The organism is Gammaproteobacteria bacterium (assembly GCA_029880545.1).
In the GTDB taxonomy this organism is placed as follows: Bacteria; Pseudomonadota; Gammaproteobacteria; order Acidiferrobacterales; family SZUA-150; genus JAOUOD01.
On record JAOUOD010000017.1, the window covers coordinates 1 to 14,180 of the forward strand.

Annotated in this window: 16 protein-coding genes and 1 tRNA gene; 7 read left to right on the forward strand and 10 right to left on the reverse strand. The window is 56.0% G+C overall.

Translation table 11 applies throughout. From position 1 onward, the window contains the following. The 4 genes from panB to pcnB form a co-directional block, all read right to left on the reverse strand. Nucleotides 1-712, reverse strand: a 712-nt coding sequence (gene panB / locus OEZ10_14355; protein ID MDH5634150.1) for a 3-methyl-2-oxobutanoate hydroxymethyltransferase, incomplete at its 3' end; no start/stop codon positions are given. Between the two features lie 8 nt (nt 713-720). Next, entirely contained in the window at nt 721-1,362 is a 642-nt protein-coding gene (locus OEZ10_14360) for a deoxynucleoside kinase (protein ID MDH5634151.1), read from the reverse strand. A gap of 11 nt (nt 1,363-1,373) precedes the next feature. Continuing rightward, on the reverse strand, nt 1,374-1,898 hold the full coding sequence (gene folK, locus OEZ10_14365; GenBank protein ID MDH5634152.1) for a 2-amino-4-hydroxy-6-hydroxymethyldihydropteridine diphosphokinase: 525 nt from the start codon (nt 1,896-1,898) through the stop codon (nt 1,374-1,376). Further along, complete coding sequence (pcnB, locus tag OEZ10_14370; protein MDH5634153.1) at nt 1,891-3,279, reverse strand: polynucleotide adenylyltransferase PcnB; 1,389 nt, start codon at nt 3,277-3,279, stop codon at nt 1,891-1,893. Before pcnB ends, folK begins: the two co-directional genes overlap by 8 nt. 103 nt (nt 3,280-3,382) lie before the next feature. Between pcnB and OEZ10_14375 the strand changes: the two genes are divergently transcribed. Together OEZ10_14375 and OEZ10_14380 are read left to right on the forward strand one after the other, a co-directional pair. After that, a tRNA-Glu gene (locus OEZ10_14375) sits at nt 3,383-3,458 on the forward strand. A 94-nt stretch (nt 3,459-3,552) separates the two neighbouring features. Next, the gene (locus OEZ10_14380) at nt 3,553-4,227 is read left to right on the forward strand and encodes a hypothetical protein (protein MDH5634154.1); all 675 of its coding nucleotides are present in this window, start codon (nt 3,553-3,555) and stop codon (nt 4,225-4,227) included. Here OEZ10_14380 and OEZ10_14385 read toward each other — a convergent pair. Both OEZ10_14385 and queD read right to left on the reverse strand, forming a co-directional pair. Next, nucleotides 4,217-4,891, reverse strand: coding sequence for an alpha/beta hydrolase (locus OEZ10_14385; GenBank protein ID MDH5634155.1), 675 nt, complete (start codon nt 4,889-4,891; stop codon nt 4,217-4,219). The genes OEZ10_14380 and OEZ10_14385 overlap by 11 nt on opposite strands. Nucleotides 4,892-5,160: 269 nt before the next feature. Continuing rightward, a complete protein-coding gene (gene queD, locus OEZ10_14390) occupies nt 5,161-5,517 on the reverse strand; it encodes a 6-carboxytetrahydropterin synthase QueD (protein ID MDH5634156.1) in 357 nt (118 codons plus the stop codon). A 159-nt stretch (nt 5,518-5,676) separates the two neighbouring features. Between queD and OEZ10_14395 the strand changes: the two genes are divergently transcribed. Further along, complete coding sequence (locus OEZ10_14395; protein MDH5634157.1) at nt 5,677-6,498, forward strand: sulfurtransferase; 822 nt, start codon at nt 5,677-5,679, stop codon at nt 6,496-6,498. A 132-nt stretch (nt 6,499-6,630) separates the two neighbouring features. On the opposite strand, the gene OEZ10_14400 is transcribed toward OEZ10_14395, so the two are convergent. The 3 genes from OEZ10_14400 to OEZ10_14410 all read right to left on the reverse strand — a co-directional run bounded on the left by OEZ10_14400 (nt 6,631) and on the right by OEZ10_14410 (nt 8,895). Beyond that, nucleotides 6,631-6,855, reverse strand: coding sequence for a hypothetical protein (locus OEZ10_14400; protein MDH5634158.1), 225 nt, complete (start codon nt 6,853-6,855; stop codon nt 6,631-6,633). Nucleotides 6,856-6,960: 105 nt separating this feature from the next. After that, nucleotides 6,961-8,121 (reverse strand): aminotransferase class I/II-fold pyridoxal phosphate-dependent enzyme, encoded by a 1,161-nt coding sequence (locus OEZ10_14405; GenBank protein ID MDH5634159.1) that lies wholly within the window; start codon nt 8,119-8,121, stop codon nt 6,961-6,963. A 12-nt stretch (nt 8,122-8,133) separates the two neighbouring features. Continuing rightward, a complete protein-coding gene (locus OEZ10_14410; GenBank protein ID MDH5634160.1) occupies nt 8,134-8,895 on the reverse strand; it encodes an HAD family hydrolase in 762 nt (253 codons plus the stop codon). Between the two features lie 129 nt (nt 8,896-9,024). Between OEZ10_14410 and dksA the strand changes: the two genes are divergently transcribed. The 4 genes from dksA (at nt 9,025) to gluQRS (ending at nt 13,176) form a co-directional block, all read left to right on the forward strand. After that, nucleotides 9,025-9,480, forward strand: coding sequence for an RNA polymerase-binding protein DksA (gene dksA, locus OEZ10_14415; protein MDH5634161.1), 456 nt, complete (start codon nt 9,025-9,027; stop codon nt 9,478-9,480). Nucleotides 9,481-9,567: 87 nt separating this feature from the next. After that, a complete protein-coding gene (locus OEZ10_14420) occupies nt 9,568-10,881 on the forward strand; it encodes a dihydroorotase (GenBank protein ID MDH5634162.1) in 1,314 nt (437 codons plus the stop codon). Between the two features lie 139 nt (nt 10,882-11,020). After that, nucleotides 11,021-12,250 carry a diguanylate cyclase gene (locus OEZ10_14425; GenBank protein MDH5634163.1) on the forward strand — a complete coding sequence of 410 codons (1,230 nt, stop codon included), beginning with the start codon at nt 11,021-11,023 and terminating at the stop codon, nt 12,248-12,250. Nucleotides 12,251-12,291: 41 nt separating this feature from the next. Further along, nucleotides 12,292-13,176: a tRNA glutamyl-Q(34) synthetase GluQRS gene (gene gluQRS, locus OEZ10_14430; protein MDH5634164.1), complete on the forward strand. Its 885-nt coding sequence runs from the start codon at nt 12,292-12,294 to the stop codon at nt 13,174-13,176. On the opposite strand, the gene OEZ10_14435 is transcribed toward gluQRS, so the two are convergent. Next, the gene (locus OEZ10_14435) at nt 13,173-14,141 is read right to left on the reverse strand and encodes a class I SAM-dependent methyltransferase (protein ID MDH5634165.1); all 969 of its coding nucleotides are present in this window, start codon (nt 14,139-14,141) and stop codon (nt 13,173-13,175) included. The two genes, gluQRS and OEZ10_14435, sit on opposite strands and share 4 nt — an antisense overlap. Nucleotides 14,142-14,180 lie beyond the last annotated feature (39 nt).

Here is a 14,180-nt window from a genome sequence, read left to right on the forward strand (position 1 = left end):
GCATGAAATTGCGCGAGAATTTCGGGCTCGGACGCGGGTACAGGCCGAGCATGTCCTGCAACACCAGTACCTGGCCGTCGCAATCCGGCCCCGCGCCGATGCCAATGGTGGGAATCTGCAACTCTGCCGTGATTCGGGCAGCCAATGCTTGCGGCACCGCTTCCAGCACCAGCACACTGGCGCCGGCCTCTTCCAGCAATTTGGCATCGGCCAATAATATTGAGGCGTCGTCTTCATCCCGGCCCTGGACCTTGTAGCCGCCAAGCTTGTGTACTGACTGCGGCGTCAGCCCCAGGTGGGCGCATACGGGCACGCCGCGTTCAGCGAGAAAGGCAATGGTTTCGGCCATGACTTCGCCACCTTCCAGCTTGACCATGTGGGCACCGCCCTCCTTGAGCAGCAGCCCGGCGCTTTCCATGGCGTCTTCCGGGCTGACCTGATAGCTGAGAAACGGCAAGTCCGTCACCAGCATGGCGCGTTCAATGCCGCGGGCAACGCAGGCGCTGTGGTAAATCATGTCATCCAGCGTAACCGGCAAGGTGCTGTCATGGCCTTGCATAACCATGCCCAGCGAATCACCCACCATGACCAGGTCGACGCCGGCCTTGTCCAGCGTTGACGCAAAGCTGTAGTCATACGCGGTCAGGGTGGCGATCTTCTCGCCTTCCTGTTTCATGGACTGCAGCGTGTTTACCGTGACCTTTTTATTCATTATCTGACTCACACCCTTACCGGGTTAAAGAAGTGGCGACCCGGTCCCATGGTTTCAATATGCTCAAGCAGCAAGCGAAAGTCCCGGTCATCATCAACAAAATTCAGTTCTGCCGTGTTCACCATCAACAACGGCGCATTATTATAGCGATAAAAGAATTGCATGTAGGCATCGCTCAGTCGCTCCAGGTAATCCTGCTGCGCGTACTGCTCGTAACGTATGCCGCGACGCCGGATGCGCTCAATCAGGACATTGACCGGCGCCTGCAGGTAAATCACCAGGTCCGGCTGCGGCAACTCCAGCTTCACGTGGTTGTACACCTGCTCATAAAGGTGTAGCTCGTCACGCTCCAGCGTCGTCTCGGCAAACAAGCGGTCTTTTTCCAGCATGAAGTCGGCCACGCATCCGGGGCGAAACATATCACCCTGCTTCAATTGTTCAATCTGTTTTGCACGCTGAAACAGGAAAAACAATTGCGTCGGCAAGGCGTATTGTCGTGGCGACTGGTAAAAACGCTCCAGGAACGGGTTTGCCTCGGGCTGCTCCAGGAACACCTCGCTACCCATCACATCGGCGAGACGACGAACCAGGCTGGTCTTGCCAACACCAATCGGTCCTTCCACCACGACATAACCGAACTTCGAATCCATGGATGTATCAATTAATCCTTTGTTCCCGCGCGTCCCGGTAATAATTCCAGGTCCAGTTTTTCCACGCCCTGCTCCGTCACCCCGGGCAAAAATTCTGTCACGCTTCCGCGTCCGGGAATCGTCAGCCCCGGCATGATTTCCTGCAAAGGATACAGGACAAAGCCGCGCTCGTGCATCCTTGGGTGCGGCAACTGCAAATCCTTGGTATCCAGGCAGTCTTCGCCAAACAATAAAAGATCAAGATCCAGTGTACGTGGGCCATATCGGTGGCCTTCGCGCCGACGACCCTGCTCATGCTCAATCTGCTGCAAAAGTGCCAGTAATTGTTGCGGATCCAGGCTGGTGAACAGCTGGCAAACCGCGTTGTAGAAATCCGGTTGCTGATCGTAGCCCACGGGAGTCGTACGGTAGAGCGATGAACAGCGGCCCAAACGGCAACCGGGAATTGTCGCCAATCGCTCCGTCGCACACTGCAGTTGCGCAACCGGGTCATCAAGATTACTGCCGAGGCCGATAATGGCGACGGTTTCAGCCATCTTGCTTCTTGCCCCGACGTTTGCGGGATTTATTGCGGCGGCGACCGCCACCGGGTTTGGGCAGCTGCGTCACCCGAACGTGCTGCTGATCCGGCGACTCCTCCTGAATCTGCGTCCACCACTGGCAGAGCTCTTCAGGCAGCTCACCGGCTTGCACGCGCAGGCACAGAAAATCATAGGCGGCGCGAAATCGCTCCGCTTCCAGCAGCTTGAATATGGTCCGCGGGTTACGTCGTTCCAGTCGCGGCTGCAACGCCCAGATTTCCCGGATGATGCTGGAGAAGCGCTTGGGAATGGAGGTAAAGCGGATTTGCTGGCCAATGGCGTCGCTGGCCGCCAATCGCAGCGCTTCGTTATACGCCATGCCGTCATCGGTATACTTGTAGACATTGCGCCTGACAACCGGCCACAACACTACACCAAACAGGAAAGCCGGGTTGGTATGCTTGCCGCTGTTGATTCGGGCATCGGTATTATTCAGTGCAGCTGGTATCAGGCGCCAGGCCACACCATCATCACGATCGAGCACCGCGTTACTGCCCGGGAACATGGCCTGGTACAGGCCATGCTGTCGAATCAGTTCAAATACCTGGGTAGCACAACCGCCGTGGAACAATTTGAGCGCTTCTTCAAACAAGCGTGCAGGCGGCACATCGGTCAACAGCTCGGCCAGCTCATCGATGGGATCAAGCGTGGACGGGTTTACCCGCAAACCCAGCTTGGCGGCAAAACGCAAGGCACGCAACATGCGCACCGGGTCTTCCCGGTAGCGCTGGTTGGCATCACCGATAATACGAATCTGGCCTTCGCGCAAATCACAAAAACCGCTGACATCATCCAGCACGGTTTCGGTTTTGGGATCGTAGTACAAGGCATTGATGGTGAAGTCGCGACGGGCCGCATCCTGCTCGCGGGTGCCATAGACGTTGTCACGCAGAATCCGCCCGGTCTCGCTGTGCGAAATATCAACCCGGGCATCGTCCCGGATGTCATCCCCGGTATCATCGTCAACATCATCGAAGTCATCATCCGAATCATCATCGGGCTCATCGTCAGCCATATCAGCGGCGCCGGCGCGGTAGGTCGCCACTTCAATGATTTCCCGGCCAAAACGTACATGGGCCAGGCGGAATCGCCTGCCGATCAGGCGGCAATTGGAAAACAGTGCCCGCACCTGTTCCGGCGTGGCATTGGTGACCACGTCAAAATCCTTGGGTTCATAGCCGAGAATAAGATCACGCACACAGCCACCCACCAGGTAGCCGTCATAGCCCGCTTTTTGCAGCTGATGGCACACCTTGAGCGCGTTAGGGCTGATGCGCGCCTGGGATATCCCGTGCTGTTCGGCCGGAATGGATTTTGTGGATAGGTCGATAGTCAAAACCGGTTTCCGTTATACCCGCTGCGGGTCGAACGTTCCGGCCCCGGGCTTGTTATTGTTGGTGCATTATATCCCGTCTTTCGGATATTATCCCAATCGATACGCTCCCTTCGTCTAGTGGTCTAGGACGCTGGCCTCTCACGTCGGTAACAGGGGTTCGAACCCCCTAGGGAGCGCCATTCATTATTGCAGGTTTACCGTACCGGTTTCCGGCAGTTTTCCAGTCACATTCGGCATATTGCGCCACCTCCGGCCGTCCATTAGAGTGGCCGCATGCAACAAGACAAGCAAACAGACATCGGGCAGCTGGAAAACCGCGTAGCCGTGCTTGAAAGAATCCTGGCGACCGGCGATTCGCCGGTTACCAGCTCAACCTGCAACCCGCTGTGGCCGGCGTTACTGTTGTCCATGGCCTGCGTATTTGCCTGGTACGGCATCGGCATTCCCAATCATTTTTACCAGCCGGTATTTGCGTTACTGGTAGCAGCACTGCTGTATCACCGCGAGATCATGACTCTTTATGACAAGGCCTGGCGCTGGCTGTTGCCGACGCTGAACCTGCTGGTGTTGACCTTGTTCTTTCGGCTGATTATTGGCGGCGGCGAAGCCAGGCCGTTTTCCTGGCTAAAGGTTCCGGGCCTGGAAAAACAGGCGCCCAAACCGGACAGCTCCTGGTTTGACGCCATTTCACCCAATTATGAATTTGTCTGGCGCGAAGCATCCACCGCGGACTGGTCGGTAAACATAACCCAGATTCAGACTATTTTGCTGATGGCAACACTGGTAGCCGGCCTGTTCCGGTTCCAGCCGTTTGCCTCGATCGTTGCGCTGGTATTGCTGCTGGCGTCGATTCCATCATTCCTGATTTACGACTGGAACTGGGTGATCCCGTTCCTGATTGCCGGCAGTACCGGCCTGTACCTGCAATCGCACCCGCCTAAACGCTAGACATTTCATCCAGCCGCGCAAGCAGCCACTGGCGAATGTGGCTGATTTCCTCACCACACACCGAATGCGCCATATCGTATTCATGCCATTCCACGTTCACACCTGCCTGCTGCATCTTGTCACGCGACAGTGCGGCAAAACCGAAAGGCAATACACCATCCTGTCGACCGTGAGCCATGAATACCGGCGGTGGATCATGGGGCAGCCCGCTTTCGAGCAGTTCGGGAATCGGAACGTAGGTGGAAAGCGCCATGATGCCGCCAACTCGCGGTGCGAAGCCAAGCCCCGTATGCAGGACAATGGCGCCACCCTGGGAAAACCCTGCCAGGATTACCTGTTCCGGCCTGAATCCCTGCTGACACTGCTGGTCTATAAATTGCGTTAGCCATGCCTGCGACTCGCGCACATCATCATCACTGCCCTTGAGGCCGTTATCAGTCATGAACATGTCATACCAGGCACGCATAACCATGCCGCCATTAACGGTTACCGGCCGACGCGGCGCATGCGGAAACACAAAACGCACCGGGGTTGCTGCCGGAATCCGAAGTTCCGGTACAATGGGCTCGAAATCATGGCCGTCTGCGCCGAGGCCGTGCAGCCATATGACACACGCTTTGGGGTTATTTCCCGTATCAATTACAACTGGATTTTCGTTGGACATGTTTCATTCAACCGGTCAGATTCACTACTGACATTTCTTTACATTTAACAAAAACGGATAAGCTATTGATAAGCTGAATAGTTCAGCAGTTGCTAATTTATTAACATAAACCCCGGCTCTTGAGATACTTCGTTGAAGGCCTATAGTTATAGCTACGAACTTCTTGTTTCCGTTTTTACGTGGCGGGTGAGTGGTTCTCCTCCTGATGTAGGGTTTCGGCGCCGCAAGAGCAGGCGCCTTTTCTTTGCCTGATGTTCCGGTGAAATTCTTCAATCACCGGTATATACGCAACCAGCCGTGCAGGTTTCCTGGACAATCACCTTTGATAACCCGGGCAGTGCCGGTTTCAGATGCTGCCATATCCAGCGGGCAATGTTTTCGCTGGTAGGATTTTCAAGGCCTTCGATCTCGTTCAGGTAATGATGGTCGAGCTGCTGATACAGCGGCTCGAATGCCGTTTTGATATCGGCGAAATCCAGCACCCAGCCGGTCTCCTCGCCAACCGGGCCAGACACATGGATCTCGATCCGGAACGAATGCCCGTGCAGGCGACGGCACTTGTGGTCTTCGGGCACATTGGGCAAGTGATGTGCAGCTTCTACGGTAAAAATCTTGAATATGTCCATCTAACTCGTAACCTGCTCGGCGGTAACCCGCGTAATCCACTGGAATTGGGCGTACAAAAGTCGGGACGCGGACGTTACAATCCCGCCCCGGCAATTACAAGTCTTCGTATAACCATAGCTGGTCAGCGTCCGGCTGACCACAATCACCAGGGCGAAACCATGAGCACCGAAACTCCCGTTTTTATTGAACCCGCGGACCTGTACGCCCGCCTGGATGAGCCCGGCCTGGTCATAATCGACCTGTGCAAACCGCTCACCTACCCCAATGGTCACCTGGCCGGCGCCGTACACATGGATTACGGTCAGATTATTCATATCGAAAAGCCGGTTATGGGTCTGCTGCCTGGCGAGCAACAGTTCAGCGAGGTATTGGGCAAGGCTGGCATTAGCCCCGACAGCTGGGTGGTAGCCTACGATGACGAAGGTGGTGGTCGTGCCGCCCGGTTGCTGTGGACCCTGGCGGCAGCCGGACACAGGCGCATGAGCCTGTTAAATGGCGGTATTCATGCCTGGGTACAGGATCAATTGCCCCTGACTACGGATATACCCGCTCCCGCTCCAACCGTATACCCGGTATCTTACAACCAGCTTGATCAGGTCAGCATCGACGCTGATGCTTTACTGGCGCACCTGGATTCATTGACGCTGGTCGACAGCCGCACGCACCAGGAGTTCAGCGGCGAAAAGAAGCTGGCCGAACACGCAGGACATATCCCGGGCGCGGTCAACATCAACTGGACAGATGCCATGGATCAAAGTCGTGGCTTGAGATTGTTACCCGACGACACACTTCGACAACTGTATGCCGCAAAAGGCGTCACCACGGACAAGAATGTTGCCGTGTATTGTCACAGCCACCACAGATCGGCACATACATTTTTCGTGCTAAGACATCTCGGCTTTGAACGTGTTCGCGGCTATCCCGGCTCCTGGTCGGATTGGGGTAATCGTGCGGACATGCCGGTTGAAACCGGCGGTTAGAATTCGGCGAAAACCAACGAAAGAATGCCGGCTATCCTTGCCGGCATCCCGCGTTTCGACACACGCTTCCTTGCCTGGTCCATTCCATCTGCAGCCGCGACTACTAGCCGCATCGACGACGACAAGGCCTGTTTACAAAGGATCTTTGCCCCAGTCCGCGGTGTAATGACGCTTGCCCCAGCCGTCTTCCGTCACAACCGGATCATCCCTGAGGACATAAACATCACCCATGAATATCATGGCGGCATCCTCGCCACGAAGTTCCGGGTCAAACTCGGTTTCGGTTTCCGCCAATGCCAGCATGACATCTACGCGATCTGCCAGAGACCAGTGTTGCGCTTCAAGTATTGCGCTCATCGTGCACCCCACAATGAGATTTCAGGTACTGAAAAAGGTTGCAAACACCGTGCCGGTTCAGTGTTGTCACCAAAACCGTTAACACTTTGTGACGATCGAAAAAGGTTAGCGGGAGCTGGACAGGTAGTCCTGCAGACGGGATACGGCAAGTTTCAGTTGCTGAATATCGTTGGCATAGGAAATACGCACATGTTCGTTCTGGCGATGTGAGCCAAAATCAATGCCGGGCGTAATGGCGACACCAACCGTTTCCAGGATGTCGTAGGCAAAGGCGCGACTGTCATCAGTGAAGTCACTGCAATCGGCGTACAGAAAATAAGCGCCCTGCGGTGTCACCGGGATCCGGAACCCGAGATCGCGCAGGGCCGGCAACAGGTAGTCCCGTCTTTCTGCATAGACACGTCGACGGCGCTGCAACTCGGCGACCACGTCACTGTCCAGCGCCCTGATGGCGGCGTACTGCCCTGGTGTCGATGGTGCGACAAACATGTTTTGCGCCAGGTGATCCACCGCCTGGCGATACGCCGGTGGTAACACCAGCCAGCCGATCCGCCAGCCGGTCATGCCGTAATACTTGGAGAAGCTGTTGATAACAACAACATCGTCAGCAAAACGCAGGGCGCTGCCACCGACGGTATCGTCATAGACCAGGCCCTGATAAATCTCGTCAACAATAAGCACGCCGTCCTTCTGCCTCACCACCTCCATGATGCGCTGCATTTCTTCGTCGCTCATCATGGTGCCGGTCGGGTTGGACGGCGACACAACCAGCACCGCCCGGGTTCGCTCGGTCCAGCTCGCGGCCACCAGTTCGGCAGTAAGCTGATAGTCTGTATCCGGACCAACCGGGACTGAGGCTGTCACACCCTCGTACAGGCTGACGTAATGGCGATGACACGGATAACCGGGGTCCGCCATCATGACTTCGTCGCCGGGGTTTAGCAGGGCGCCAAATATCAACGCCAGCGCGCCCGAGGCCCCGGGTGTGACCACTACGGCATCACGACCCGGGTTGTGGCTGCCATAGCTGGCGGCAATGGCGTCACGCAGGTCCGCCAACCCCAGCGACGGCGTGTAATGGGTTTTGCCCTGCTCCAGCGCCTCGATTCCGGCCCGGGTAATGGCATCGGCCGTAGAAAAATCCGGTTCGCCAATTTCCAGGTGAACAACACTGCGGCCCTGCGCCTCCAGCTCACGGGCACGCCAAAGCAACTCCATCACCCGGAATGGCGCAATAAAGGCATTGCGATTGGCTACAGGAGGCAGGCTCAAGTGGCGCTATCTCACAGCATCGTGCAAGGCGCGTACGTCATCCAGCGTCAGGTAGTCACCTGGCAACGGGTTGCCGCTCAATACTTTGGCCGGCACGCCAGGATCACCCATTTGATCCAGCACCACAGCAGCACCGCTGAAATCGTCGTCGGCGGTGTAGCCATTTATAGTGATAATCGTCGCCAGCCCAGCACTATGTGACGACAGGATACCGTTACGGGAGTCTTCAAACGCGACACAGTCTCCGGGCTGGAGCCCCATTTTGTCCATGACATAGGTATAGATATCCGGAGCCGGTTTTTTGGCCGGCACCACGTCCCCGGCGCCGATAATCTCGAACCACGACTCAGAGTCCGGACCCAGGGTATTGGCCAGCAAGGCGCTGACATTGGCCGGGGTGGTGGTGGTTGCAATGGCCAGGCGCAAACCGGCGGCGCGTGCCTCTTCCAGCAATCGGCGCACACCCGGGCGCAGTGGAATCTGGCCGGTTGCCAATAATTCCGTATAAAACTTGGTCTTGGCTGCATGTAATTCGGGCACCAGCTGATCGAAATTGTCCGGCTTGCGGTAGCTGGTATTGAATTGCTCCACATAGTAGCGAATCCGCTCCTTGCCACCGGTCACGGCGAGAAGCTCACCATAAAGCGCCTCGCTCCAGTCCCAATCGAGGCCAGCTGCCTGAAATGCACGGTTAAACGCTACCCTGTGGCCGTCTCGCTCGGTATCGGCGAGTGTGCCATCCACGTCGAAAATCAAGGCTTTTAACATCTTTAATAATCCAGTTTCCGCTAATTGCAATCTATGATGATATCTCTTGTTGCGCCGCCCTACCCTTTTTGGTATAGATTCGCGCTTATTTTTCCGGGGGGTCCCCCGAGAGTGTCAGGAGTTTAGCCCATGCCAGCGGGAAAAAAGAAGGATAAATCCTCTGACGTCGAGTCAGATCTGATTCATGGCATCAAGCCCTATAAGGAAAAAAAGGGCGAGGAATACATGAATGAAAGTCAGCGCAAGCATTTCCGGGCGATCCTGGAAGCTTGGAAAAACGAGCTGTTGACTGAAATTTCCCGCACCGTGCACGAGTTGCGGGGCGAGCACGAGAACCATCCCGATCCCAATGACCGCGCCAGCCAGGAAACCGATATGGCCCTGGAACTGCGCAGTCGCGACCGCGAAGGCAAACTGATCAAGAAGATCAACCAGGCTGTCGATCGCATTAACAGCGGAGACTACGGCTACTGCGAATCCTGTGGCGTTGAAATCGGCGTCCAGCGACTCGAGGCCCGCCCTACGGCGGAAATGTGTATCGACTGCAAAACCCTGGCGGAGATTCGCGAAAAGCAGATGGGCTGATACAGATTTGCCAGGACAACATGTTATAAAGGGGTTTCGGATTTCCGGAACCCCTTTTTCTTTGACCACGACTATCAAGAGAGAGCCATGAGCAGCCTGATTATCAAAAACGCCCGCATTGCCCAGCCTGATGGAAGCACCCTGGAAGGCGATGTGCTGTGCAAAAATGGACGAATCGAACGCGTTGGCGGCGAAATCGGGACTGCGGCTGACGAAACCCTTGAGGCCGCTGGCAAGCTGCTGTTGCCAGGCGTCATCGACCCGCAGGTGCATTTCCGTGAGCCAGGCAACGAACACAAGGAGGACCTGGGCAGCGGTTCGCGGGCAGCGGCGCGGGGTGGTGTCACCAGCTTCCTGGAAATGCCCAATACTGCACCTTCCACGACCACCCAGGCCGCTCTCGACGACAAGCATCGACGCGCAGCCGAAAAGTCGGTGGTCAACTGGGGATTCTTTATTGGCGCAACACCGGAAAACCTGGACGCGCTGAATACCGCCACGCCGGTTTGCGGCATCAAGATATTCATGGGCTCTAGTACCGGCAGCCTGCTGGTCAACAATGAAAAGGACCTCGATCGAATTTTTGGCAATGGCTCCCGGCTGATTGCGGTGCACGCCGAAGATGAGGCGCGCATCAACCAGCGCAAGGCCGAATATGGTGATCGCACAGATTACGCGGCCCATTCCTTTATCCGGGATAACCAGTGCGCACTACTGGCATCCGAGTTGGCGCTGTCATTGTCAAAGAAGTACCAACGACGATTGCATATCCTGCATCTTTCCACTCACGAAGAAGTGGACATGCTGCGTCGTGACAAGCCTGATTGGGTTACTGCCGAAGCATTGCCAAACCACCTGCTGCTCAATGTTCACGACTACGAGAGTCTTGGCTCGTTGGTGCAAATGAATCCGCCGATTCGCGAGGTCGAAGACAACGAAGCATTATGGGCCGGCCTTAAAGACGGCACGCTCGATTTTGTCGCTACCGACCATGCCCCTCACACTTTTGAGGAAAAACAGCAGGCCTACCCGAAAAGTCCTTCTGGCATGCCTGGCGTCGAAACCTCGTTACCCCTGATGCTGACAGAAATGAGCAAAGGTCGGTGCACACTGGCCGATATCCAGAAGTGGATGAGCTGGGGCCCGGCGGCCGGCTACCGCATTGCCAACAAGGGAAAAATTCTTGAAGGCTGGGATGCCGACCTGGCACTGGTGGACATGGATACAGCCAGGCCGGTTCGTAATGAAGAGGTCTTCTCCCGCGTTGGCTGGTCCCCGTATGCCGGTCGTGAACTGGTCGGTTGGCCAAGCCATACCATTGTCGGCGGCAATATTGTTTTCGAAAACGGCACTGTCCGCGATGGTGCACACGGCCAGGCACTGCAATTTGAAACCGACTAGGAGCAAGACAATGCCCGCGTCCAGGCAAACCATCTTTGAATCCGCTTGAGCCTTGGACTATAAATGGTGAGATACAAGGGACAGGTGCGGCACCGGAACAGTCGCACCCGACAGGGGTAACTACAACGAAAGCCATGCCATGACAGCAAACCTTCAACCGACCGGCGATGACAAACCCGTTGTTCTGATCACGGATGACTCCAAGGTGCTGCGCCGCGCCATGTCAAAAATGCTTGAGCACGACGCCGAGCTTGTCGAGGCGGAAAACGGTGAGCAGGCCTGGAACCAGGTTGTGTCCAACCCGGACATACAGGTACTGATTACCGATATCGAAATGCCGGTACTGGATGGCTACCAGTTAATTTGCCGTATTCGCGCCCACGATGATTCACGCATCCGCGAGCTGCCAATAATCACCATTACCGGTGCCGAGGACGAAGAAACCAAAACCCGTGCCTTTGCCTGTGGTGCCACCGATTTCATTGTCAAACCGCTGGACAAGGTGCAGTTGCAGGCCCGGGTTCAGGCCCATGCCCGCTTCGACGACACCAATCGCGCCCTGGCCCAGTCCACTGCTGCCCTGCAGGAAGAGGCTGCCAACGATCCACTGACCGGCCTTATGAGCCGCAAGGCATTTGTCCAGCGCGCCGAACAGGACATCGCCCACGCGGATCGTCATGGTTCACCTTTGTCCCTGATGCGTATCGAGATTGATCGCTTCAAGAAACTGTACCAGCAATACGGTGACGACGGCGCTAACCGCTTGCTGGCTGGTTTTTCCAAGCTGGTTCGATCGGCTGCACGCGCCGAAGACTCTGTTGCCCGTATCGGCGGCAACGAATTCGCACTGATTGCACCGGCCACCGATCATCAAGCTGCCATACAACTGGCCCAGCGCATACGCAGCATGGTCAGCAGTCACAGTATCAGCCTGGGTGTTGGTGATCCGGCCCACATCACAAGCAGCATTGGCGTTGTCAGTCACGGCAATGATGGCAATAACCTGGCCAGCCTGCTGGACAAGGCCGATCATCGACTGCGTGACGCCAAGGCCGAAGGCGGTGACCACGTTTGCGCCGCTGCCAGGGATGAAGAAGTTGTTGCCGCCGTCACTGAAGAAGTGACGTTGGACGCCGCGGCGCCTGCGGAACCCAAACCTGTTCCGCCTGCGACTACAGACGCCGATCTCGTTGACATTAATCGTGCCATTGAGCTGCTGGCCGCAGGTGAGACTTCACGCATCAGTCCGTACCTGCTTGACCTGGCTATCCGGGTATTGCCCATTCTTGAGCATTGCGACAGGGAGCAACAACTGGGCATCGCCCCTGCCCTGGATGCCATCAGGAAACGACTGCTGGCGCGCAAGTAACTGGTGTCACAGTCCGGCACGATACAATCCATAAACAGGTCATGAGCGCGCAAACCAGGCGTGGTCGTTTCGCTCCCTCTCCCACCGGTCCGCTGCATATTGGTTCACTGGTTGCCGCGCTCGGCAGTTACCTGAATGCGCACCGCAACCAGGCCGAGTGGCTGGTTCGTATTGATGACCTTGATCCACCGCGTGAACAACCGGGTGCCGCCGATGCCATACTGCGCAGTCTTGCGGCACACGGACTGCACTGGCACGGCGAAGTGATGTACCAAAGCCGTCGCAGTGATGCCTACGAGGCCGCGATTACGGAGTTGGTGCGTTCCGGGCTTGCCTATTACTGCCGATGCTCCCGAAAACAAATAGAGCAGGAAGGTACAGCAGGTGAATTTGGTGCTGTATATAATGGTCATTGCCGGAAGCTGCATCACCAGGACCGGGACGCCGCATTACGTGTGATCGTGGACGATCAGGCCGTTACCGTTCACGATCGCATCCAGGGTGACTACACGCAGATTCTTGATCGTGATATTGGTGACTTTGTTATCAAGCGTCGCGACGGACTCTATGCCTATCATCTTGCCGCCGTAGTGGATGATGCCGAACAAGGCATTACCGAGATTGTTCGCGGCGTTGACCTGCTCGACTCGACGCCAAGGCAATGCTACCTGCAAACCCGCCTCAACCTGCCGACACCCGAGTATGCTCACTTGCCGGTAGTGATGAATGAGCTTGGGCAAAAACTCAGCAAGCAAAATCTTGCGCCGCCACTGGATGACCATAAGGCAGGAAGCAATCTCTGCCAGGCATTGGTCTTTTTGAACCAGGATCCGCCTGAATCACTTGGCAATGAATCGGTGACTACCATTCTTGATTGGGCCCTGGACAACTGGAAGCTCGAATCAACAACGACTGCCCGGCGTTAACCGGTTTCCGAAACTGTCTCCCCGTGTTTTACCACAATCACATCACGAACGATGGATTCACTCATACGATGGGCGGCTTCAAATGAAAGCACACTCAACCCGTGTTTTTCCAATACGTCGACCAGGCATGAGCGCTTCGGATTATTGCTGTTGAATGCCAGCACCATGGCGCCCTGCTTTTTCAGGCACCGGCTCCAGGCATCTAGGCATTGCTCAATGACTGCAAGCGGGTTTCGGGTTCGCTCCGTTGTGCGATGTTGAACACCATAAGGCAGATCACTGACCAGCAAATCAAACTTGTCATGTTTATACAGCTGATCGGCGTCACGGGCATCGCCCACCGTTACCCGCATGGCACAGTGCCCGATATCAAACTCGAGAAACTGCCCGCCAGTCTTGCTCTTCTTGCCGCCGACAAACCCGTCTGCCATTCGGTGTTTCTGCCGATGCAGCTTGGTCCACTTTTTAAGGTGCCGATGAATATCGTCCAGCGCGGCCGGGTCCTGCTCAATGCCGCGGGCCTGCATACCGTAACGCATGGCCCAAAGCAGCGTAGTGCCCCGCCCGCACATGGGGTCCAGTAACTTCATATCACCATTGGCGTGCTTGCCGATTGCCGCCAGCCCGACATTGATCAACATCTGCGTCAATCGTTCATTGGTTTTGCCCCGGTACTTGCTGCCAAAAACAAAATCCTCATGCAGGAAAAACTGTGCCTGGTCTTCAAGTGGCTGAAGCAAGTCATTTTCCAACGCGTACACGCCTTGCGCAAACGAGAGCCTTAACAGTTTTTGCAAATCTGTTGCGTCTTGCGAAAGCGCAATATATTCAAATGGACCGGTGACACGGTATTCATGGTCCACGCCGGCAAACAGCCAGGCAAACTCGTTTTTGGCAACCTGTTGATAGTCAGCAAAGTATGCCGCCTTTGCTTCCGGCGATACCTGCAAGGCAATTCTTTTCATCTGGTGTAATTTGTTCCGGGCTTGGCAGATCGGGTTGTT

Excerpts from the sequence above, each read along its gene's own strand:
- OEZ10_14360 (MDH5634151.1), bottom strand. The coding sequence starts at position 1,362 with ATGGATTCGAAGTTCGGTTATGTCGTGGTGGAAGGACCGATTGGTGTT.
- folK (MDH5634152.1), bottom strand. The coding sequence starts at position 1,898 with ATGGCTGAAACCGTCGCCATTATCGGCCTCGGCAGTAATCTTGATGAC.
- OEZ10_14380 (MDH5634154.1), top strand. The coding sequence starts at position 3,553 with ATGCAACAAGACAAGCAAACAGACATCGGGCAGCTGGAAAACCGCGTA.
- OEZ10_14385 (MDH5634155.1), bottom strand. The coding sequence starts at position 4,891 with ATGTCCAACGAAAATCCAGTTGTAATTGATACGGGAAATAACCCCAAA.
- queD (MDH5634156.1), bottom strand. The coding sequence starts at position 5,517 with ATGGACATATTCAAGATTTTTACCGTAGAAGCTGCACATCACTTGCCC.
- OEZ10_14395 (MDH5634157.1), top strand. The coding sequence starts at position 5,677 with ATGAGCACCGAAACTCCCGTTTTTATTGAACCCGCGGACCTGTACGCC.
- OEZ10_14400 (MDH5634158.1), bottom strand. The coding sequence starts at position 6,855 with ATGAGCGCAATACTTGAAGCGCAACACTGGTCTCTGGCAGATCGCGTA.
- OEZ10_14410 (MDH5634160.1), bottom strand. The coding sequence starts at position 8,895 with ATGTTAAAAGCCTTGATTTTCGACGTGGATGGCACACTCGCCGATACC.
- dksA (MDH5634161.1), top strand. The coding sequence starts at position 9,025 with ATGCCAGCGGGAAAAAAGAAGGATAAATCCTCTGACGTCGAGTCAGAT.
- OEZ10_14420 (MDH5634162.1), top strand. The coding sequence starts at position 9,568 with ATGAGCAGCCTGATTATCAAAAACGCCCGCATTGCCCAGCCTGATGGA.
- OEZ10_14425 (MDH5634163.1), top strand. The coding sequence starts at position 11,021 with ATGACAGCAAACCTTCAACCGACCGGCGATGACAAACCCGTTGTTCTG.
- gluQRS (MDH5634164.1), top strand. The coding sequence starts at position 12,292 with ATGAGCGCGCAAACCAGGCGTGGTCGTTTCGCTCCCTCTCCCACCGGT.
- OEZ10_14435 (MDH5634165.1), bottom strand. The coding sequence starts at position 14,141 with ATGAAAAGAATTGCCTTGCAGGTATCGCCGGAAGCAAAGGCGGCATAC.